The following is a 20615-nucleotide window of genomic DNA, read 5'->3' on the forward strand; positions in this document are numbered from 1 at the left end:
TCTGCTGTACTTGCGAATAACTTGCAATAACCAGATGATCGCTTTACCTTCGCTCCCATGACGCCCTTTCGCGCCAGATTCGCCCCTCTCGTCCTGATTTTTGCGCTCACCGCCTGTGCCGCGCCCGCCCCGAGCTCACCCGACGACACGTTCGTGCTCGGGATGAGCTCGGAGCCGGACACCCTCAACCCGGTCCTCGGCTACGGCGCCGACGGCGGTTCCTTGTTGTACGACGGGCTGGTCCGCCGCGACGCCGACCTTTCGCTTCAGCCCGCCCTGGCGGACACGCTGCCCGAGATCGACGGCACGACGGTCACCTTCGCTCTGCGCAAGGACGTCAAGTTCCACGACGGGACCCCGCTGACCAGCGAGGACGTCGTCTACACCTACGAGTCGGTGCTCGACGAGAAGAACAACTCCGGCATCCGCGGCGACTTCGCGGCCATCGCGTCGGTGGAGGCGCCCGACCCCGCGACGGTGGTGTTCCGCCTCAAGTACCCGTACGCGCCGATCCTGCAGCGCGCCACGCTGGGCATCGTGCCGGCCGGTCGCGCGTCCGGCACGCGGCCGATCGGCACCGGGCCGTTCAGCTTCGTGTCGTGGACGCCCGGCGACAAGATCGTTTTGAAGGCCAATCCGGCCTACTGGGGCGGCGCGCCGGCGATCAAGCAGCTGGTGCTGGCCTACGCCGCCGACGACAACGTGCGCGCCACCCGGATGGCGGCCGGGGAGTTCGACGCGACCGTGTTGCCGCCGAAGGCCGCCGCGCGGTTCGACGGCCAGGCCGGGCTGACCGTGCACCGGGTGCCGAGCGCCGACTACCGGGGCGTCATGTTCCCGTTCGGCGTCCCCGTCACCGGCGACCCGGCGATCCGCAGGGCGGTGAATCTGGCGCTCGACCGGTCGGCGATGGTCGACATGATCCTGGCCGGAGCCGGCGAACCGGCGTTCGGGCCCGTCGCGCCCGGCACCACCTGGCACAACCCCGCGATCACCGGGTCGGCCACCGCCGACCAGACGGGGGCCGCCGAGGTTCTGGACGAGGCCGGCTGGCGCGCCGGCGACGACGGCGTGCGCGTGAAGGACGGCGCCCGCGCGAGCTTCACGCTGATGTACCCGGCGGGCGACTCGCTGCGCAAGGACCTGGCCCTGGCCGTCGCCTCCGACGTCAAGAAGGTCGGCGTCGACGTGCGGCTGGCCGGCCTCGACTGGGACGCGATCGAGCCACGGATGGCGAAGGACGCCCTGGTCATGGGCTACGGCACGCCGTTCGACCCCGACTACACCAATTACGAGCTGTTCCACTCGGCCTTCGCCGGCCAGGGCTTCTTCAACCCGGGCGGCTACCAGGTCCCCGAGGTGGACGCACTGCTGGAGAAGGGCCGCGAGGAGCCCGACCCGGCCGTGCGCAAGCAGACCTACGACGCCTTCCAGCAGCGCATCAGCGACGACGCCGCCTGGGCCTACCTGGTCTACCTCAAGCACGTCTACGTGGTGCGCGGCAAATGGGCAGGCATCACGCCGTCGGTGGAGGCGCACGAACACGAGACCGGCGGCCTGTTCCGGAACATCGCCGAGTGGAAGCCGGCGGCATGACCCGTGCGCTCGCCCGCATGGCGCTCTGGCGGCTGGTGTTCGCCGTGCCGCTGGTGTTCGCCGTCACCCTGGGCATGTTCGCGCTGGCCAAGGCGTCGCCGTTCGACCCGGTCAGGCAGTATCTCGGCGACCGCGCGGTCGTCACAAGTCCCGAGGTCGTGGCGCGGATCAGGGAGAACTGGGGGCTCGACCGGCCGGTCGCCGAGCAGTATCTGACGTGGCTGGGCAACCTGCTGCGGGGCGACCTCGGCGACTCGCGCAGCATGCACCGGCCGGTCGCCGAGGTGATCGGCGAGCGGATCGGCTGGACCCTGCTCGCGGTGGGCTGCGCGCTGGTGCTGATGCTGGTGGTCAGCCTCGCGGTCGGCGCGCTGGCCGCCTGGCGGCGCGACTCGTGGCTCGACCGGCTGATCTCCGGCACCGCGTACGCCAACGAGGCGGCCCCGGTGTTCTGGGTCGCGCTGATCGTGATCTGGGTGTTCGCCGTGCAGTTGCGGTGGTTGCCGCCGGGCGGGCTGACCGACCCGGCCGCCACCACGCTGGAGGCCGGAGACGTGCTGCGGCACCTGATCCTGCCGGTGACGGTGCTGGCGTTCTCGCAGTCGTCGTGGTTGTTGCTGTTCGTGCGCGAGTCGCTGATCGCCACCCTGCGGGAGGACTTCGTGCTCGGCGCGCGGGCCCGGGGCCTGCGGGAGCGCACGGTGATCGGGCGGCACGCGCTGCGCTCGGCGTTGTTGCCGTTCATCACGCTGCTCGGGGCGCGTATCCCCGAACTGGTCACCGGCGCGATCCTGGTGGAGAGCGTCTTCTCGTGGCCGGGGGTGGCGTCGGCGTCGGTGCAGGCGGCGCTGGCCGCCGACTTCCCGCTGCTCGCCGCGCTCACCCTGCTGGCCACGCTCGCTGTGGTGGTCGGCAACCTGCTCGCCGACGGCGCCTACGTGATCGCCGATCCGCGGGTGCGGGTCCTGGGGGTGAGCTGATGAGGACGTCGGTGCGGATCGCCGCCGGAGTGCTCGTCGCGCTCGCGCTGGCCGTGCTGCTGGTGCCCGCGATCGTGCAGCTCGACCAGCAACTCGTCGACCTGCGGTCGGCCAACCAGGCGCCCTCCTTCGCGCACCCCTTCGGCACCGACGAAGTGGGGCGCGACGTGCTGCTCCGGGTCGTCTACGGACTGCGCGTCTCGTTGCTCATCGGCCTGGTGGCGGCTCTGGTGTCGGTCACGGTCGGGACCGTGGCCGGGCTGACCGCCGGCGCGCTCGGCGGGGCCGCCGACCGGGTCATCATGCGGGTGGTGGACGGCTTCAACTCCGTGCCGCACCTGCTGTTCGGCATCTTCATCGTGGCGCTGTTCTCGCCCAGCGCGACCGCCGTCGTGGCCTCGGTCGGGCTCACCCACTGGACGACCGCGGCCCGGATCGTGCGCTCGGAGGTGCTCACGCTGCGCGCCCGGCCGTTCGTGGACGCGGCGATCTCCGGCGGGTCGGGCCGGTTGCGCGTCGTCAGGCGGCACCTCCTGCCGCACCTGCTGCCGCACATCGCGCTGGCGTCGGTGCTGATGGTCCCGCACGCCATCTGGCACGAGACCGCGCTCAGCTTCCTCGGCCTGGGCCTGCCCCCGCACCTCGCCTCACTGGGCAACATGATCAACGACGGGGCGCGGTCGCTGCTGGCCGGCAACTGGTGGGCCTCGCTGTTCCCCGGCCTGTTCATCCTGCTGCCGACCCTGGCCGTCTCGGTGCTCGTCCAACACTGGCGCGACCGCGCCAACCCGCGCCGGCGATCGGAGCTGCAGCTGTGACCTCCTCCCTGACCGTCGAGAACCTGTCGGTGCGGTTCCGGCTGCCCGGCGCGACCGTGCACGCGGTGAGCGACGCCTCCTTCGCGGTGCGCCAGGGCGAGTGCCTGGCGCTGGTCGGCGAGTCGGGCTGCGGCAAGTCGGTGATGGCGCACGCCCTGATGGGGCTGCTGCCCGGCAACGCGACCGTTTCCGGGTCGGCCTGGTTGCGGACCGGCGACGCGCCGCCGCTCGACCTGATCGCCGCGCCGGAACGGGTGCTCGCCCGCACCGTGCGCGGCCGCCGGATCGGACTCGTCCCACAGAGCCCGGCCGCGCACCTGACCCCGGTGCGCACCGCCCGCGCCCAGCTCGCCGAGGCCCTGCGCGAGCTGGGCAACCCGGCCGCCGCCGACGAGCTGGCCGCGCGGGCCGGGCTCGACCCGGCGCAGCTCGACCGCTATCCGCACCAGTTGTCGGGCGGCATGGCCCAGCGGGTCGTCAACGCCATCGCGCTGGCCGGCGACCCGTGGCTGATCGTCGCCGACGAGCCGACCAGCGGCCTCGACCGCCCGCTCGTCGACGCCACCATGGCCGAGCTGCGGCGGCTCGCCGACGACGGCCGCGCCGTGTTGCTCATCACCCACGACCTGCGCGCCGCCGAGCGGGTCGCCGACCAGATCGTGGTCATGTACGCCAGCCGCGTGGTCTCGCAGGCCCCGGCGGCGGAGTTCTTCGCCGGCCCGCAGCACCCCTACGCGGCCGGGCTGCTGGAGGCGCTGCCGTCGCGGAGTTTCACCGCGATCCCCGGGCGGCCCCCGGAGCTCACCGACCTGCCCCCGGGTTGCGCGTTCCGGCCGCGCTGCGGGCGATCCACCGCCGCCTGCGCGGTCGTGCCCGAGGCCGGGCCGGTGGCCTGTCACCACCCTTTGGAGCACCATGTTGCGCGCTGACGGCATCACCGTCTCCTACGGCCGTCAGCGCGTGTTGCGCGGCGCCGACCTGACCGTGGCCCCCGGCGTCGTCACCGGGCTGGCCGGGCCGAGCGGCTGCGGCAAGTCGACGCTGGCCCGGGTGCTCGCCCTGATGTTGCGGCCCGACGCCGGGCGGCTCACCGTCGACGGGACCGAGGTCCGCCGCTGGCGGCAGCGGGCCGCCCGCGACCTGCGCACCCGGGTCGCGCTGATCTTCCAGCAGCCCCGGCTCGCCGTCGACCCCCGGCTCACCCTGCGGGAGATCGCCGAGGAGCCCTTCCACGCCACCGGCCGCCCGGTCGAGGACCTGACCGACGACGTGGGCCTCACCCCCGAACTGCTGGTCCGCCGCCCGCACGAAGTGTCCGACGGGCAGCTCCAGCGCGCCTGCGTCGCCCGCGCGCTCGCGCTGCGCCCCCGCTACGTGATCTGCGACGAGATGACCACCATGCTCGACGCCTCCACCCAGGCCCATCTCGTCGCCCGGCTGGAGGCGTACCGGACCGAGACCGGCGCCGGGATCCTCGCCATCACCCACGACGACGAGCTGCTCACCCGCTGGACCGGCCCGTCGGGCGGCCCTACCGTGCGTATGGGGTAAATCTTCGCGAATCGGACGTTCATTCACTGGTTGCCCTCCCGTCGCACGCCCGCTGATCGCACCTGGCTGAATGTGAACGCTCGACCCATTCGTGCAGGAGATCGTGTGACCATCCCCAGCCGCGCGCCGGTGGCCGTGCTGCTCGTGGCAGCCGTGCTGACGGTGTGGGCGGGCCTCGCCGGGCCCGCCTCCGCGCACCCCTTCGGCGCGCCGCCGACCGCGCGGATCAGCGCCAGCGGGTCGCAGGTGGCGATCCACTACACCGCGAGCGCCGACGACTGGTTCGCCCTCGGCACGGCCAAGGGCGCGTTCGACGACGCGGCCCCCCAGCTCACCGGCGAGGAGAAGCTGGAACGCTCCTCGGTGGTCCGCGACTACCTGCTGCGCACCATCGCCGTCGCGCAGGACGGCAAGCCGTGCCCCGGCCGCCTGGCGTCGCTGGTGGGCGTGACCGACAACGGCGCGCAGTTCGACTACGACTGCGGCCGCCCGGTCGACGGCCTCGACGTCACCCTGAGCGCCCTGACCGACCTCGACGGCAACTACCGCACGGTGCTCGTCTTCGCCCCGCCGGTCGAGCGGGAGCAGATGCTCTTCACCTCGACGACGACCACCCAGCACCTGGACTTCTCCGCCTCCGGCGTCTCGACCGCCGTGGTCGGCGTCGCCTTGTGGCTGGCGTTCGTCGTGGTCGCCGGGGTCGGCGGCCTGGTCGTGCTGCGCACGCGGCGCCGGAGGGTGGCGGCGTGAACGGCCTGAACGGCATCGACAGCCGGTTCGTCGCGTTCTTCGACGGCGGCGGGGCCTTCTGGATCGCCCTGGCCATCGCCCTGGGCGTCGGCGCGATGCACGCCGTCGCGCCCGGCCACGGCAAGAGCGTCACCGCCGCCTACCTGGTCGGCACGCACGGCCGTTACCGCGACGCCGTCCGGCTCGGCGTCATCGTCGCGATCATGCACACGTTCTCGGTGCTGGTGCTGGCCCTGTTGTGGGTGGGCGTCTCCGACCTCGCCGGGGTGGGCACGGAGTCCGTCACCGCGTGGATGCAGGTGGTGGCGGCCGTCGTCGTCATCGGCGTCGGCGTGCACCTGGCCGTCCGGCACCTGCGGCAGAGGGCGCACGTCCATAGCGGACACGGACACGGTCATGGGCACGGCCATGGTCATGGGCACGGCCATGGGCATGGGCATGGGCACGGGCATGGTGAGGAGGCCACCGACCCGTGGTCGCGGAAGGGATTGATCGCGCTAGCCTTGTCCGGCGGTCTGCTGCCGTCGCCGTCGGCCTTCATCGTGCTGGTCAGCGGCCTGCTGACCGGGCGGGCGCTCGACGCGGTCGTGCTGGTGCTCGCGTTCGGGTTCGGCATGGCGTGCACGCTGACGGCGGTGGGGGTCGTCACGATCAAGGGCCACGGCCTGCTCACGCGGGGTCTGCGCGGCAGCTCGGCGGCCGCCGCCGTGTCGGCGTGGACGCCGGTCGCGGCGGGCGTCGCCGTCGCCGTCGCAGGGTGTTTCTACCTGGCGAGTGCGGTCTTCGTCCTCACTGGTTAGAGACGGTTTCTTTCCGATCGCCACCCCCTATCTCGACTTCCGCAATCACCGCATTCCGGAAGTCCTGGGATATGGTGAAAGTCACCGAGGACTTTTCGAGCGTTGGCACTCAGGTCGGCGTCGCCCCCGGCGAACCATGACTGTGTCAGCCAGTGCGGCCTTGACGTTTTCCCCTGCGAGCGGGGCAATTCGGCCGCCCATGACTCACGAGGAAGTTTCGTAATGACCGTGCTCGGAACCACGGCGCCCACGATTCTGTACCTGACCGGAGACATCGACGTCTGCACCACCGCCGAACTGCGCCGCCGCATTCTCGTCGCCGTCGACCAGAGCGTCGAGGTGCTCCTCCTCGACCTGTCGGGGGTGACCTTCTGCGGCGCCGGCGGGCTCGGCATGCTGCTCCACGTGCAGGGCAGGGCCCGATCGCGGGGCGTGACCCTGGCGTTGACCGGCCTCACCCCGCAGCTGACCCGGCTGCTGGAGATCACTGAGCTGAGTGACCGCTTCCCGATCATCGAGGCGATGTAGCCCCTCCGGAGACGAACTCCAGGATGTCGGCGTGCAGGCGGTCGCGGTCGGTGTCGGGCAGGGCGTGGCCGCCGCCCTCGTACACCTTCAAGATCGCGCCGTCGATCAGCGCGGCTGACCGCTCGCCGCTCACCTCGATCGGCACGATCTGGTCGTCGTCGCCGTGGATGACCAGCGTCGGGACGTCGATCTTGGCCAGGTCGGGGCGGAAGTCGGCAGCCGTGAAGGCGGCGGCGCACTCGTACGCCGCCCGGTGGCCGCAGGCCATGCTCCGCGACCAGAAGGCGTCCCGGAGGCCCTGCGTGACGTCGCCCTTGCGGTTGTGGCCGAAGAAGGGGCCGTCGGCCAGGTCGCGGTAGAGCTGCGCCCGGTCGGCCAGCTCGGCTGCCCTGATCTCGTCGAACGGCTCGGCCGGCAGGCCCCCGGGCGTGACCGCGCCGACCAGGACGACTCTCGCGATGCGACCGGTGCCGTACCGGCCGATGTAGCGGACGATCTCGCCGCCGCCGGTCGAGTGGCCGACCAGCGTGAGGTCGCGCAGGTCGAGGTGCTCGATCAGGCAGTCGAGGTCGTCGGCGTAGGTGTCCATGTCGTTGCCGAACCACGTCCGCGACGACCGGCCGTGGCCGCGCCGGTCGTGCGCGACGGCGCGGTGGCCGTGCCGCGCCAGGAACAGGGCGGCGGCCTCCCAGGCGTCGGAGTTCAGCGGCCACCCGTGGCTGAACAACACCGGCGGGCCGTCGAGCTCCCAGTCCTGGTAGAAGATCCGCGCACCGTCGTCGGCGATGACAAAGGACACCGTGGCCTCCTGCTCACATGGGTCGGAAGTCGAGCATGGCCGCCGGTGGCGGGTAAGGCACCACGCACCCTGCGTAGTCCGTCAGGTCACCGCGATCGTGATCTTGTCGACCAGCTGGCGGCGGGAGGAGACGCCGAGTCTCTTGTAGATCTTGCGCAGGTGGTAGTCGACCGTGTTGACGCTGATGAACAGGGCCGTGGCGATCTCCGGATTGGTGTGGCCGAGGGCGGCCAGCCGGGCGATCGTGAACTCCTGCGGGGTCAGGTCGGCGGTGCCGGGATCGGCCGCGGCGGCGGGTTTCAGGCCGACCGCCTCCAGACCGGTCATGGCCCGGGGCACGAACATCTGCGCGCCGCTCTGCTCGAAGAGGGCGATCGCCTGCTGGAGTTGTTCCCCCGCCTCCCTGCGGCGGCGCATGCGGCGCAACCATTCCCCGTACAGGAGACGGGTTCTGGCGAGGTCGATCTGGGCGCACGTGGGGGCGAGGGCCCGCAGGGAGGCCGTGAAGCCGGCCTCGGCGGTGTCGTCGTTGCTGATCAGGGCGTCGGCGCGGGCGGCCACGCCCCGGCACCACGAAGAGCCGGTGGCCTCGGCCGACTCCGTCAGCAGGCCGACCAGGGGGCGCGCCTCGCCGGGGTGGCCGCTGCGCACGGCCGCCTCCACGAAGTCGGCGTACTGGGTGGGGGTGACCTGGAGGAACGGGTCGGCGATCAGGGGCCTGAGCCGGGCGTGGGCGTCGCGGTAGTTGCCCTCGGACAGGTCCCGCAGGGCCAGGGCGTGGACGGCCGACGCGCCGACCCCGCCGAAGCCGACGGCGTTCGCCCCGTCGGCGATCTGCTGCACGACCTCGCGGGGCGAGCCGGTCCAGGCCATCAGGGCGGCGTTCTGGACGTGCTCGGCGTCGTAGCCCATGGCCAGCCGGCCCTCGCGGACGTGCTCCATGGCCTCCTGGGCGTGCCGGACGGTGCCGCCGGTGAGCTCGGCCAGCGAGGTGACCCACAGCAGCGTGTCGAGGGCCTGGAGCGCGCCCGCCTCCCGGGCCGCCGCGACGGCCCTGCTCAGCCCGGCGCGACGACCCGCGTCGTCCCAGAGGTAGGTGCCGAGCGCGGCGATGGCCGACCCCATGTGCATCATCTCGTTGCCGGGCAGCGCCAGGATCACGTCGAACGCGGCTCTGACCAGCGGCACCGCCTCGGAGTGGGGACGGGACATGAGCGCGCCGAGACCGGCCAGGATCGTCGCGGCCGGGCCGCCGCCGCAGGCCGCGCCGATCTCGATGCGCCCGGCCAGCTCCCGGCGGGTGGCGTCGGGGGTCAGCCGGTCGGTGGTGGCGCAGAACTCGAACGCCTTCAGCAGGGTGCGCTGCTCGCGTTCGAGGTCGTGGCCGTGGAACGCCTCGGCCGCCTCGACCAGCCCCGCCGTGGCCGACCGCAACACGGCGGGGTCGGCGGCGAACATGCCGAGCGCGTGGCGCACGACGAGCACCCGGCCCCGGGAGACCGGGTCGGCCGCCGCGACGTCGATCCGGGCGAGCAGCTCGCCCGCCGTCTGCGCGGCCCCCACCGCCAGCGCCGCCTCGGCGGCGCCCGCGAGGCGGGAGTCCCTGACCGGGCCGGGCGGGGTCAGGTCGGCGGCCATGGTGAGGATGCTCGCCCGGGAGGCCAGCCCGCCCCGGCGGGCGGCCAGGTCGGCGCTGTGCTCCAGCCGGTCGGCGACCGTCGCGTCGATGCCGAGGGTGGCCTTGGCCGAGTGCCAGGCCTCCTGCTCCACCATGCCGAGGTTGTCGGCCGCCCTGGCCAGGGCCCGGTGCGCGCGGCGGCGGCCGGCGCTGGGCGCGGCGTTGTAGACGGCGCTGCGGACCAGCGGGTGGCGGAAGCGGACCGTGTCGCGGAGCTCGCGGAGCTCGATCAGCCCGGCGGCGTCGGCCCGGTCGGCGACGTCCTCGCCCAGGCCGAGTGTGCGGGCGGCGGAGTCGATCAGGCCCAGGTTGCTCGTGGTGTCGGCGGCGGCCAGCAGCGCCCACTGGCGTACCTCCGGGTCGGTCTTGGCGACCTGGTCGGCGTAGTAGGCCTCCAGCCGCCGGCCCACCGGCATCGGGGTGGTGGCGGAGAGGCCGAGGCCGGTCAGGTCGCGGGCCTGTTCGGCCAGGTCGATCAGGGCGAGCGGGTTGCCACCGGTGGCCTGGGCGATGGCCGCCGCAGACGCGGGGTCGATCGGGGCCGACAACGACCGCAGCAGCAGCGCGGTCGCGGGCTCCTGGGTGAGCCCCCTGAGGGGGAGCTCGGGCATTCCGGCGAGCCGGGCGGTGACGCCCTGCTCGTCGCGGGCGGCGAAGAGCAGCGCGACCGGCTCGACCGCGATGCGCCGGGCCACGAACGCCATGACGTCGAGGCTCTCCTGGTCGAGCAGGTGGGCGTCGTCCACGGCGCAGATCACGGGGTTCGTGGCGGCGGCCGCCGCGAACAGGCCGAGCACCCCGAGGCCGACCAGGAACCGGTCGGGCGGCGGGCCCTCCGCGAGGCCCGAGGCGACCCGGATCGCCTCGCGGTGGCGTTCGGACAACGAGGGGAAGTGCTCGCTCAGCGGGATCGTCAGCCGGTGGACGGCCGCGAACGGCAGCGCCATCTCCGACTCGAAGCCGTCGAGGCGGAACAGCGTCATCCCCGTCGGGCCGGCCGCGGCCGATTCGAGCAGCGCCGTCTTGCCGATGCCCGGCTCACCCGTGACCAGCAACGACCCGCCGCGGCCGTTGCGGGCGGAGGTGAGCAGCTGGTGCAGCCGCCGCTGCTCGTCGTCCCGGCCCAACAGCTCGAACACGGGAACGTACGTTAGTGGAGAAGGCCCGCATTCCGGGCGGGCCTCTCCCGTCGGGTCACTTCGCGTGGTCGAGGGCCCACTCGAGGACCTCGTCCGCGATGGCCTCCCAGCCGGGGGCGGCGGGCAGCAGGTGCGGGTAACCCTCGTAGTGCTTGAGCTCGGTGATCGTCTTCGACTTGTAGTGCTTGGCGTTGGAGCTCTGGATGGCCGGCGGCATGATGTGGTCTTCACTCGCCGAGACGAACAGCAGGGGCGCCCGGTCGTCGTTGTGGTAGTCGACGGCGACGGCCTGCTTGCCGGGCTGGAAGTTGGCCAGCACGCTGTCCCACAGGATGCGGCCGGAGACGGGGATGGAGTAGCGCTCGTAGAGGGCGCGCGACTCGTCTTCGGGGAAGGTGTTGGTGAAGGCGTACTTCCACTGGTCATACTCGATCGGCACGGCCTTGTGGTGGTTGGCCGGGTTCTTCAGCACCGGGAAGGTCGACTTCACCTGGCTCAGCGGGACCACCCGCACGCCCTCGGTGGGGGCGGAGTTCAGCGCGACGCCGGCCGCGCCGTAGCCGTGGTCGAGCAGGATCTGGGTGAACGCGCCCCCCGCCGAGTGGCCGATGATGATCGGCTTGCTGTCGAGGCCGTCGAGCACGCCTTCGAGCTTCTCGATGATCTGCGGCACCCGCAGGTCGACGATCGGGGTGGGGTCGGCGCGCAGGGCCTCGACCTCGACCTCGAAGCCCGGGTAGCCGGGGGCCAGGACGCGGAAGCCCTTGGCCTCGTAGTGCGAGATCCAATGTTCCCAGCTGCGAGGTGTCACCCAGAAGCCGTGGACGAGGACGATCGTGTCGGGTCTCATGTAAGCCGCTCTCTGTGGGGGTCGGGGTGGGTGTCGGGTGATGCCATGCTGCGGGAGGCCGCGCCCGTTGCAATCCCGTGGAACACGTAGTCACGACCTCTCTCCGAGGACCTCCTTCAGCTGGCGGCGTGAGCTCACGCCGAGCTTCCGGAAGATCTTGCGGAGGTGGTAGTCGACCGTGTTGGCCGACAGGAACAGCTGCCCGGCGATCTCGGGGTTGGTGGCGCCGCCCCGGGCGAGGGTGGCGATCGTCAGCTCCTGCGGGGTGAGGTCGGAGCCCGTCCCGGTGGACCGGGCGCGGGCGTGCTCGCCGGTGGCCGCGAGCTCGGTCCGGGCGCGGGCGGCGAAGCCCACCAGGCCGTTCTCCTCGAAGAGGGTGAGCGCGGCGCGGAGGTGGTGGCGGGCGTCGCGGCGGCGTTTGCGGCGGCGCAGCCACTCGCCGTACAGCAGGTGGGCGCGGCCCAGGTCGCTCGGGGCGGGCAGGTCGCCGAGGTGGTCCAGCGCCTGCTGGTAGAGCGGTTCGGCGTGGTCGTCGTCGGCCGACAGCGCCGCCGAGAAGGCCAGCACGCCCAGCGCGCGGGGCGCGCCGCTGGCGGTGGCGCGGCGGGTGAGGGTGTCCAGCGTGCGCTCGGCCAGCTCCCGGTCGCCCGAACGCAGCGCCGCCTCGACGAGGTCGGGCAGCACGCGGGTGTGCGCGCCCAGGCCGTCGGCGTCGACGAGCCGCCGCAGCGCGCCGCTCGCCTGGGCGTAGTCGCCCCGGCCCAGCGCGGAGAGGGCGCCCGCGATCCGGCCCTGCGCCTCGATCGCGCCCAGGCCCAGCGCGGCCGCGGCCTCCATCGTGCGGGCCAGGCGCACCTCCAGGTGCTCGACCTGCCGCCGGGCCAGCAGCTCGGGGTGGCGGTAGACCTCCCACAGGTCCTCGCTCGCGCCCATCGCCGACCTGATCTGGTGGCACTGGACGATCAGCGCGTCGGCCCGGTCGAGGTTGCCCAGGATGGTCTCCTGCATCGACCAGGCGTACAGGGACGTGTCGAGGCTGAACAGGGAGCCGGTCCGGCGGGCCACGTCGCCGATGCGCCGGAACAGGGCCTCTTCGACGTCGTCGTCCCAGAGGATCATCGCCATGGTGACGGTGAGCATGGCCTTGAGCAGCACCTCGTCGTCGGAGGTGGCCGGGTCGAGCATCCGGCCGGTCGCGCGGCGCAGATGGGGGACGGCCGGCTCGTAGCCGTCGAGGACCAGGACGGTGAAGGCCGACAGGACGGGGTCGGCGGGGCTGAGCGTGCGCGCGGCCTTGGCGATCTCGGTGAGGGTGGTGCCGGTCATCAGGTGCTCGGAGGTCACCGCGCGTTCGGCGGCCCGCAACACCGCGCCGCCCGCCAGCTCCGGGGCGACCCCGGTGAACGCGCGGGCGGCCTCCATGAACGTCGCGGACGCGGTCGCGAACGAGCCCGGCAGGCCCAGCGCGAAGGACGCGCCGCCCCGGACGACCAGCGCACGGCCCCGGATGACGGCGTCGACGGCGTCCCGGTCGAGGGTGTCGAGCAGGGTCTGGGCCTGCATGGGCGCGCCCCCGCTGAAGGCGGCCTCGGCGGCGGCGACCCTGCGCCGGTCGCGGAGGGGGCCCTGCGGGGTGAGCTCGGCGGCCCTGGCCAGATAGGTGGCCCGCGCGGCGTGGCCGCCGCGTGCCCCGGCCCGGTCGGCGGAGCGTTCGAGCTCGGCCGCGACCTGCTCGTCGGGCAGCAGGCACGCCGCCGCCAGGTGCCAGGCCCGCCGGTCGACGTCGGCCGGACGTGTCGTCGCCTCGGCCAGCGCGCGGTGGGCGTGCCGGCGGGCCACGCTGGTCGCGCCGCCGTAGACGGCCGAGCGGATCAGCGGATGGCGGAACGCGGCGGTCGTCCCCACGGAGAGCAGCCGGGCCGACTCGGCCGGCCCGGTCGCCGCCGGCCCGAGCCCCAGCGCCTCGGCGGCGGCGGTGATGTAGGCGAGGTCGCCGCCCGGTTCGGCGGCGGCCAGCAGCAGCCAGGTCTGGGTGTCGGGCGGCAGGTCGCGCGTCTGCCGGAGGTAGAGCTCCTCCAGGCGGCTGCCGATCGGCAGCGGGTCGGGCAGCGAACGACCACCTCTGAGCTGCTCCGAGGTCAACTCCCGGCCCAGGTCGGTGAGGGCGAGCGGGTTGCCGGAGGTGGCGGCGACGATGCGGGCGGCGACCCGTTCGTCGAGGGTGCCGCCGACGGTGGCGCGCAGCAGTTCGAGCGCCTCCGGCTCGGGCAGCCCGGTCACCTCGGTCACCGGCAGCCCGTCGAGGCCCGGCAGCTCGGTGCGCATCGCGAAGGCCAGCCCGATGCCCTCGGCGTGCGCCCGGCGCGCCACGAAGGCGAGCACCGCCAGCGATTCGCCGTCGAGCCACTGCGCGTCGTCGACGCACAGCAGGATCGGCTGCTCGGCGGTCACGTCGGCCAGCAGGCTCAGCGTGGCCAGGCCGACCAGGAACCGGTCCGGCGGCGGCCCCTCGGCCAGCCCGAACGCCACCCGCAGGGCCCGCGCCTGGGTGGGCATCAGCCGGTCGTGCCGGTGCAGGAAGGGGATCAGCAGGCGGTGCAGCGCGGCGTACGCGAACGCCGCCTCCTCCCGCACCCCCGCCACGCGGGCGACCTCGGCGGAGGGCCGCGCCTTCGCCGAGGCGTAGTCGAGCAGCGCGGTCTTGCCGATGCCGGCGTCGCCGCGCAGCAGGACGACGGCGCTGAAGCCGTTGCGGACGGTGGCCACGAAACGGTCGAGCGCCGCACGCTCGCCGGCCCGTCCGATGATCACACTGGGCGTGCCGCCCGGCACCATGCTCAGCACCCTTCCCGAAGCGCCGACTCCCGGCGGAAGCGACGCTATGCGCCGTCGCCTCCGGGCGGCATCCGTCAGCCGACGTACGCTGACGGGCCCAGCGCGTCGCGCAGCTGCCCGCGCGCGGTGATGCCGAGCTTGCGGAACAGCCGGTAGAGGTGGGTGCTGACGGTGCGGTGCGACAGGTAGAGCTGCTGGCCGATCTCCCGGTTCGACAGGCCGCCCGCCGCCAGCCGGGCGATGTGCAGCTCCTGCGGCGTCAGCCGGTCGACCCCGCTCGACACGCGCAGTTCGCTGGCCTCGCCCGCCGCCCGCAACTCCTGCCGCGCCTTCTCGCCCCACGCCAGCAGGCCGAGCGCGTCGAAGGAGTCCCGCGCGGTGCGCAGCGGCACCCGCGCCTCCTGGATCCGGCGGCGGCGCCGCAACCAGACCCCGTAGGAGAGGGTCAGCCGGGCCCGGCCGATGGGCAAGGACGACTGGTCGGCGTTGAGAGCGTCCCGGTAGAGGCCCTCGGCGTCGGCGTCGTCGGCCATGAGCGCCCGCGCGTGCCGCAGGCCCTGGTGCAGGAGGGGGACCGGGGTGCGCTCGCCGAGTTCCTCCGCTTCGGCGATCAGCGATGCGACGTCGTCCCGGTGCGCTGGCAGCGCCGCCTCGACCAGGTCGGTGAGGGCCCACAACCGGGTCACCGGGTGGAAGGCCACGTCCGTGGGGTCGAACAGGCGCCGCAGGTGGGCGTAGGCGTCCTCGTGCCGTCCCGCGCACAACGCGAGCACGCCCCGCGCGTGCTCGATGAGCGCGAGGTTGGAGCTGTTGGCGCGGGCGCCGAGCGCACGCTCGCCCTCGGCCGCCAGGGCGAGGCCGTGCGTCTCCTCGCCCCGGAACGCCGCGATCATCGCCTGCCCGACGTATGCGGACGTCTGCCAGCGGGCCTGGCCGGTCTCCCGGGCCAGCCGCTCGGCCTCCTCGGCGGCCAGCAGGGCGCCGGGCAGGTCGCCGCCGTAGATCAGGCTCCACATGAGGGAGACCAGGGCCTGGGCCAGCAGCCCCAGCCGGCCCTGCGCCCGCAGATCGGCGACGGCCGCGGCCAGGAACGGCATCGCCAGGTCGTACGCGCCGACGGCGCCACCCGCCACTCCGAGGATGCGGGCGACGGGCGCCTCGAAGCGCGTGTCACGCAGGGCTTCCAGGCGTTCCATCACGAGGCCGCCGCTCTCGATGGGGCTGACGGTGCCGAGGATCTGCAGCAGGTCGGGGTCGTGGGGGCCGGTGGCCAGGCGTTCGGCCAGGGCGACGACCCGCTGCCGCAGGTCCCGGCCTGAGCCGGTCCACCAGCAGCGCAGCGCGGCGGCGCGCAGGAAGTTGAGCGCCATCGTCCGGTCGGCGACGCTCTCGGCGGCTTCGACGAGCCGCAGGATGCGGGGCGGTCCCTCGTTGCGGTTCTCCTCCAGCACCTCCTTCAGCCACGCCAGCCGCGCCTGCTGGCGTTCGCCCTTCAGCTCCGGTTCGGCCAGCGCGATCAGCTCGGCGATCTGGCCGGTCTGGCCCAGCTCGAAGGAGAGTTCTGCGGCGCGCAGCAGCCGTTCGACCCGGCCGCCCTGGTCTTCGCTCACCTCGGCGGCGCGGCGCAGCGCCGAGACCGCCACGGTGATCGCGCCGCGCCGCCGGGCCCGGTCGGCGACCTGGTCCAGCTCGGCGGCGACCGAGTCGTCCCGGTGGGCGATGGCGGCGGCCCGGTGCCAGGTCCTGCGGTCGGGGCTGGCCTCGTGCACCTCGGCCAGCGCGGCGTGCACGGCCAGGCGGTCGGCGGTTCCGGCCTTCTGGTAGACGGCCGAGCGCACCAGCGGGTGGTGGAAGTGGATGCCGTCGGCGTCCGCCCTGACCAGCCCGGCCTCCACGGCGGGGAGCAGCGCGTGTGCGGTCGTCCCGGCGCCCGCGACGATGGCGGCGGCCTTCAGGGCGGCGGTCAGGTCGGGCCCGTCGTTGGCGGCGGCCGCCAGCAGCAGCAGCCGGGTGCCGGGCGGCAGCAGCGCCAGGCGGGCGGCGAAGGCGCGCTCCAGACGGGCGGTCAGCGGCAGGAACTCCAGGTTGCCCGTGGACGCCGCCGCCAGCGCCCGGGGCAGCTCCACCAGGGCCAGCGGGTTGCCCGCCGCCTCGGCCAGCACCCGCCAGCGCATGCCCACCGGCAACGCGGGGGCCCGGGAGTCGAGCAGTTCCTCGGCGTCGTGCGGGCCCAGCCCGGTCAGCCGCAGCTCGGCGACGTCGCCGTCGTCGAGGCTGGTGGGGTGGCCGTCGCGGACGGCCAGCAGCAGCACGATCGGCTCCGACCGCACCCGTCTGGCCACGAAGCCGAGCACTTCGGTGGTGGGCCGGTCGAGCCACTGCACGTCGTCCACGATCATGAGCAGCGGACGGTGCGCCGCCGCCTCGCCGAGCAGGTTGAGCACGGCGAGCGCGATGAGAAAGGGCTCGGGAGAGCTCACGTCCACCATGCCGAAGGCGCCCAGCAGGGCGTCGCGCTGCCGGACGGGCAGGTCCTCGGCCGATTTGAGCAGCGGATGCACGAGCTGGTAGAGCCCCGCGAACGGCAGGTGCGTCTCGCTCTGGACGCCGGAGGTGCTCGACACGGCCACCTCGCCCGCCCGCGCTCGGGCCGCCGCGACCGCCAGCAGCGCCGACTTGCCGATCCCGGGCGCGCCGCGCACCACGAGCGCGTCTCCCCGCTCGCGGATGCCGTCGACGAGGGCTTCGAGACGCGCGGTCTCGGCGCCGCGCCCGATCAAGGAGTTCACGGTCCGGCTCCTCCCGTGATCGTCATGGGAATTGTCTCAGACTTACGTCATGTGACGAATGTCCGAGATGCTGACTCCTCTTAAGGTCAACCGTCATGCGCAGACCCGTGCTGGAGCCCGCCGCCCGGGCGCTGGCCGACGCCACCGCCCAGCCGCCCTTCCTGTACGGCATGCCGCCCCACGAGGCCCGCACCGCCATCCGCGACCTCCAGAACCCCGAGATGCTGGTGCCGGGCGTCACCCGCGACCACCTCGACGACGCCAACCTGACGATCTTCCGCCCCGAGCGCGTCCCCGGCCCGCTGGCCGTCGTTGTCTACCTGCACGGCGGCTGGGTCTTCGGCGGCGAGCACAGTCACGGCCGGCTGGCCCGGGAACTGGCCCTGGGTTCCGGGGCCGCCGTGGCGTTCGTCCACTACGGCCGCTCGCCCGAGGACCGCCACCCCATGGCCCTCCACGAGACGCGGGCCGCGCTCGACTGGCTGCGCGTGCACGGGCGCGCCCACGACCTCGACCCCACCCGGATCGCGGTCGCCGGAGACGCCGAAGGCGGCACGCTGGCCGCCGCGCTGGCCCTGCTCGACCGGCGTGGCCTGGCCGGGCAGCTGCTGCTCTGCCCGGTCACCGACGCCTCGTTCGACACCGGCTCCTACCGGGAGTTCGCCGAGGGCTACTTCCTGCGCGCCGCCGACATGCGCCGGGTCTGGGGCCGGCACCTCGCCCAGATGACCGTCGGCCCGCTGCGCGCCCCGGCGGAGGACCTGGCCAGGCTCCCGGCGGCCCTGATCATCACCGCCGAGGCCGACGTCCTGCGCGACGAGGGCGAGGCGTACGCGGCCCGGATGCGCTCGGCCGGCGCCACGGCCACCTCCGTACGCTACGACGGGGTGATCCACGGGTTCGTCGTGCTCGACGCGCTGCGCGGCACGCACGCCGCAGCGCTCGCCATCGATCAGGCCGGGCGCTTCCTGGCCCACATCCTGCAGAGGAAGTGATCATGACCGCGAAACGCGTCGTGAGCGCCGCGGTGGTCGGCAGCGTCGTGGAGTTCTACGACTTCGCCCTCTTCGGGCTGGCCGCCGCGCTCGTCTTCAACGACCAGTTCTTCCCCTCCAGCAGCCCCGTCGCGGGCACGCTCGGTTCCATGGCCGCCTTCGCCGTGGGCTTCCTCGCCCGGCCGATCGGCGGCGCGGTGTTCAGCCACTTCGGCGACCGGGTGGGCCGCCGGCCGATGCTGGCCGCCACGTTGCTGCTGATGGGCGTGTCCACGGCGGGCATCGGGCTGCTGCCCACCTACGAGACGGCCGGCGTGCTCGCGCCGGTCCTGCTCGTGGTGCTCCGGGTGGCACAGGGATTCGGCGCGGGCGCGGAGTACGCCGGGGCGCTGGTCGTCGCGGCCGAGGCCAGCGAACCCCGGCGGCGCGGCTTGTGGGCCTCGTTGCCCGGGATGGGGGTGGCCATCGGCATGCTGCTGGCCACGCTCGTCTTCACGGCGGTGTCGGCGCTGCCCGAGTTCCACGCGTGGGCCTGGCGCATCCCGTTCCTGTTCAGCCTCGTGGGGGTCGGCATCGGCCTGTACGTCAGGTCGCGGCTGCCGGAGTCGGAGGTGTTCGAGCGCGAGCGGCAGCGGGGGCGCAGCCGTTTCCCCATGCTGGAGGTGTTGCGGCGGCAACCGCGCAGCGTGCTCATCGCCTTCTTCGCCAACGCGCCGTTCAGTGCGATGGGCTACCTCATCCAGGTGTTCGTGTTGTCGTACGTCAGCCGGACGCTCGGCGTCTCCGCGACGGTGGCCCTGATCGCCAACCTGGTCTCGTCGGGCCTGTCGATCGTGACCGGCCCGCTGTTCGGCCTGCTCAGCGACCGGATCGGGCGGCGGCCCGTGTATCTCGGCGGGGCGGTCTTCCTGCTGCTGTTCTCGTTCCCGATGTTCTGGCTGGTCGACACCGGCCACCCGGTGCTGATCGTGTCGTCGGTGGCGCTGGCGTACGGGGTCGGCGTCTCGGCCCTGTTCGCCGCGCAGGCCGCGCTGCTCGCCGAGTTGTTCGACACCCGTTACCGCTACAGCGGGGTCGCCGTCGTGCGCGAATGGGCGGCGGCGCTGGTCAGCGGCCCGGCTCCGCTGGTGGCCACGGCCCTGGTCGCGGCGGCGGGCGGGGCGTCCTGGCCGATCGCGCTGCTGATGGCGGGCTGCGCGCTGGTCTGTCTCGTCGCCGTGGCCCTGGCTCCGGAGACCCGCGACCGCGATTTGAACGAGCCCGTGGGCCGGATGGAACGGACGCCGTCCCACCCGGCCCCGGCGGGTCACAGGTAGACGTACCAGGCGCGCGAGGGGTGGCTGTCGCAGGTGAACTGAACGAGGGACAGGTTCGGGGCGGTGGAGACGCCGCCCGCGACGGTCAGGCACTTGCCCGTCTGCACGTTCTGCAGCTTGTAGAGGCCCGGCGTCCCGGTGTAGTTCAGCGACCAGGAGCGCGAGTTGTGGTTGTCGCAGTCGAACTGGACGATCGGCAGGTTGTTGTCGGTGGAGACGCCGCCGGCGGGGCTGAGGCACTTGCCGGTGTAGACGTTCTGGAGCTTGACGCCGCCGCCGACGCCGGGGGCGAGGTTCCAGCGGCGGGAGCCGTGGGAGTCGCAGTAGTACTGGACCGCCGCCACGTTGTTGGCGGTCGACACGCCGCCCGCGATGGTGGCGCACATCGACGTCTGCTGGTTCTGGACGTAGTAGCCGACCGACGCCTGCGCGGCGGGCACGGTCGCCAGGGCGACGGCGGCCACGGCCGCGAACGCCACACCGGCACGAGCGAGGTTGCGGAGCATGGGTCTCTCCCTTTCTCGATGGGACTGGGTGAGACCAGGCTCCGGACTTTTGGCACGGTCCACCTGAGTAGCCCGGTACTCATCTGGGGGAGAGGCCGGCCCGGATCACCGGGTAGAGGCGGTCGGCCCGCTCGCCGCGGAACCGCCGCATCGCCTGGAGGCCCACGATCAGGGTGCGGACGTCGTCGACGTCGACGTCGCGGCGTACGGTGCCCGCGCGCTGCGCCTGGGCGAGCAGGCCGGCCATCAGGCCGGTGAACTCCCGTTCGGCCTCGGGGAGCGAGGTGGCCAGGTCGACGCCGACGCCGGCGAAGGCCTCGGTCAGCCCCAGGTCGGTCGCGCCCTGTTCGGCCAGGTGGAAGAGGAAGGCGAACAGGCCCTCGCCGGGGTCGGCTGCCGCCTGCTCGCGGGTGTGTTCGACGACCTGCCGCAACCGGTCGGCCACGATCGCCTGGAACAGCGACTCCTTGGTGGGGAAGTGCCGGTAGATCGTGCCCGCGCCGACTCCGGCCCGGCGGGCGATCTCGTCGATCGGCACGTTCGCGCCCTCTTCGGCGAACGTCTCGTAGGCGACCCGCAACACGCGGGCGCGGTTGCGGGCGGCGTCGGCGCGCAGCGGCTTCTCGGTCACTCGGGTCCTCCTCGACAAACGGGGCGAGCGTTCCGGTATGGTGCTAAACGGAAC

17 protein-coding genes are annotated in these 20615 nt (G+C 73.3%); 10 read left to right on the plus strand and 7 right to left on the minus strand.

Annotated elements, in window-relative coordinates:
* Nucleotides 1-57: 57 nt before the first annotated feature.
* The 8 genes from AW271_RS13570 to AW271_RS13605 all read left to right on the plus strand — a co-directional run bounded on the left by AW271_RS13570 (nt 58) and on the right by AW271_RS13605 (nt 7023).
* Nucleotides 58-1596, plus strand: a complete 1539-nt coding sequence (locus tag AW271_RS13570) for an ABC transporter substrate-binding protein (protein ID WP_062336582.1) — start codon at nt 58-60, stop codon at nt 1594-1596.
* The gene (locus tag AW271_RS13575; RefSeq protein ID WP_062337505.1) at nt 1593-2576 is read left to right on the plus strand and encodes an ABC transporter permease; all 984 of its coding nucleotides are present in this window, start codon (nt 1593-1595) and stop codon (nt 2574-2576) included. Before AW271_RS13570 ends, AW271_RS13575 begins: the two co-directional genes overlap by 4 nt.
* Nucleotides 2576-3394 carry an ABC transporter permease gene (locus tag AW271_RS41460; protein WP_062336584.1) on the plus strand — a complete coding sequence of 273 codons (819 nt, stop codon included), beginning with the start codon at nt 2576-2578 and terminating at the stop codon, nt 3392-3394. Before AW271_RS13575 ends, AW271_RS41460 begins: the two co-directional genes overlap by 1 nt.
* The gene (locus tag AW271_RS13585; RefSeq protein ID WP_062336586.1) at nt 3391-4323 is read left to right on the plus strand and encodes an ABC transporter ATP-binding protein; all 933 of its coding nucleotides are present in this window, start codon (nt 3391-3393) and stop codon (nt 4321-4323) included. Before AW271_RS41460 ends, AW271_RS13585 begins: the two co-directional genes overlap by 4 nt.
* Nucleotides 4310-4945, plus strand: coding sequence for an ABC transporter ATP-binding protein (locus AW271_RS13590; protein WP_062336589.1), 636 nt, complete (start codon nt 4310-4312; stop codon nt 4943-4945). Before AW271_RS13585 ends, AW271_RS13590 begins: the two co-directional genes overlap by 14 nt.
* Nucleotides 4946-5050: 105 nt before the next feature.
* Nucleotides 5051-5695: a hypothetical protein gene (locus AW271_RS13595; protein ID WP_062336591.1), complete on the plus strand. Its 645-nt coding sequence runs from the start codon at nt 5051-5053 to the stop codon at nt 5693-5695.
* A complete protein-coding gene (locus AW271_RS13600; protein ID WP_062336593.1) occupies nt 5692-6495 on the plus strand; it encodes a nickel/cobalt transporter in 804 nt (267 codons plus the stop codon). The genes AW271_RS13595 and AW271_RS13600 overlap by 4 nt, the downstream gene beginning before the upstream one ends.
* Before the next feature lie 222 nt (nt 6496-6717).
* Nucleotides 6718-7023: an STAS domain-containing protein gene (locus AW271_RS13605; protein WP_062336596.1), complete on the plus strand. Its 306-nt coding sequence runs from the start codon at nt 6718-6720 to the stop codon at nt 7021-7023.
* On the opposite strand, the gene AW271_RS13610 is transcribed toward AW271_RS13605, so the two are convergent.
* From AW271_RS13610 to AW271_RS13630, 5 genes are all read right to left on the minus strand, one after another.
* A complete protein-coding gene (locus AW271_RS13610) occupies nt 7007-7822 on the minus strand; it encodes an alpha/beta fold hydrolase (protein WP_062336598.1) in 816 nt (271 codons plus the stop codon). The genes AW271_RS13605 and AW271_RS13610 overlap by 17 nt on opposite strands.
* An 81-nt stretch (nt 7823-7903) precedes the next feature.
* Nucleotides 7904-10639 (minus strand): helix-turn-helix transcriptional regulator, encoded by a 2736-nt coding sequence (locus tag AW271_RS13615; RefSeq protein ID WP_062336601.1) that lies wholly within the window; start codon nt 10637-10639, stop codon nt 7904-7906.
* Nucleotides 10640-10694: 55 nt separating this feature from the next.
* On the minus strand, nt 10695-11489 hold the full coding sequence (locus tag AW271_RS13620) for an alpha/beta hydrolase (RefSeq protein ID WP_062336603.1): 795 nt from the start codon (nt 11487-11489) through the stop codon (nt 10695-10697).
* A 90-nt stretch (nt 11490-11579) separates the two neighbouring features.
* Entirely contained in the window at nt 11580-14324 is a 2745-nt protein-coding gene (locus AW271_RS13625; RefSeq protein ID WP_062336605.1) for a helix-turn-helix transcriptional regulator, read from the minus strand.
* 74 nt (nt 14325-14398) lie between these two features.
* On the minus strand, nt 14399-17113 hold the full coding sequence (locus tag AW271_RS13630; RefSeq protein WP_062336607.1) for an ATP-binding protein: 2715 nt from the start codon (nt 17111-17113) through the stop codon (nt 14399-14401).
* 95 nt (nt 17114-17208) lie between these two features.
* On the opposite strand from AW271_RS13630, the gene AW271_RS13635 reads away from it, so the two are divergent.
* Together AW271_RS13635 and AW271_RS13640 are read left to right on the plus strand one after the other, a co-directional pair.
* Nucleotides 17209-18108, plus strand: coding sequence for an alpha/beta hydrolase (locus tag AW271_RS13635; protein WP_062336609.1), 900 nt, complete (start codon nt 17209-17211; stop codon nt 18106-18108).
* A gap of 2 nt (nt 18109-18110) precedes the next feature.
* Nucleotides 18111-19424: an MFS transporter gene (locus AW271_RS13640; protein ID WP_062336610.1), complete on the plus strand. Its 1314-nt coding sequence runs from the start codon at nt 18111-18113 to the stop codon at nt 19422-19424.
* On the opposite strand, the gene AW271_RS13645 is transcribed toward AW271_RS13640, so the two are convergent.
* Together AW271_RS13645 and AW271_RS13650 are read right to left on the minus strand one after the other, a co-directional pair.
* Nucleotides 19415-19930 (minus strand): RICIN domain-containing protein, encoded by a 516-nt coding sequence (locus AW271_RS13645; RefSeq protein ID WP_083976584.1) that lies wholly within the window; start codon nt 19928-19930, stop codon nt 19415-19417. The genes AW271_RS13640 and AW271_RS13645 overlap by 10 nt on opposite strands.
* Before the next feature lie 79 nt (nt 19931-20009).
* Nucleotides 20010-20561, minus strand: a complete 552-nt coding sequence (locus AW271_RS13650; protein ID WP_062336615.1) for a TetR/AcrR family transcriptional regulator — start codon at nt 20559-20561, stop codon at nt 20010-20012.
* Nucleotides 20562-20615: the final 54 nt, after the last annotated feature.

Origin of the sequence: Herbidospora sakaeratensis (assembly GCF_001570525.1) — a bacterium.
Classification (GTDB): Bacteria; Actinomycetota; Actinomycetes; order Streptosporangiales; family Streptosporangiaceae; genus Herbidospora; species Herbidospora sakaeratensis.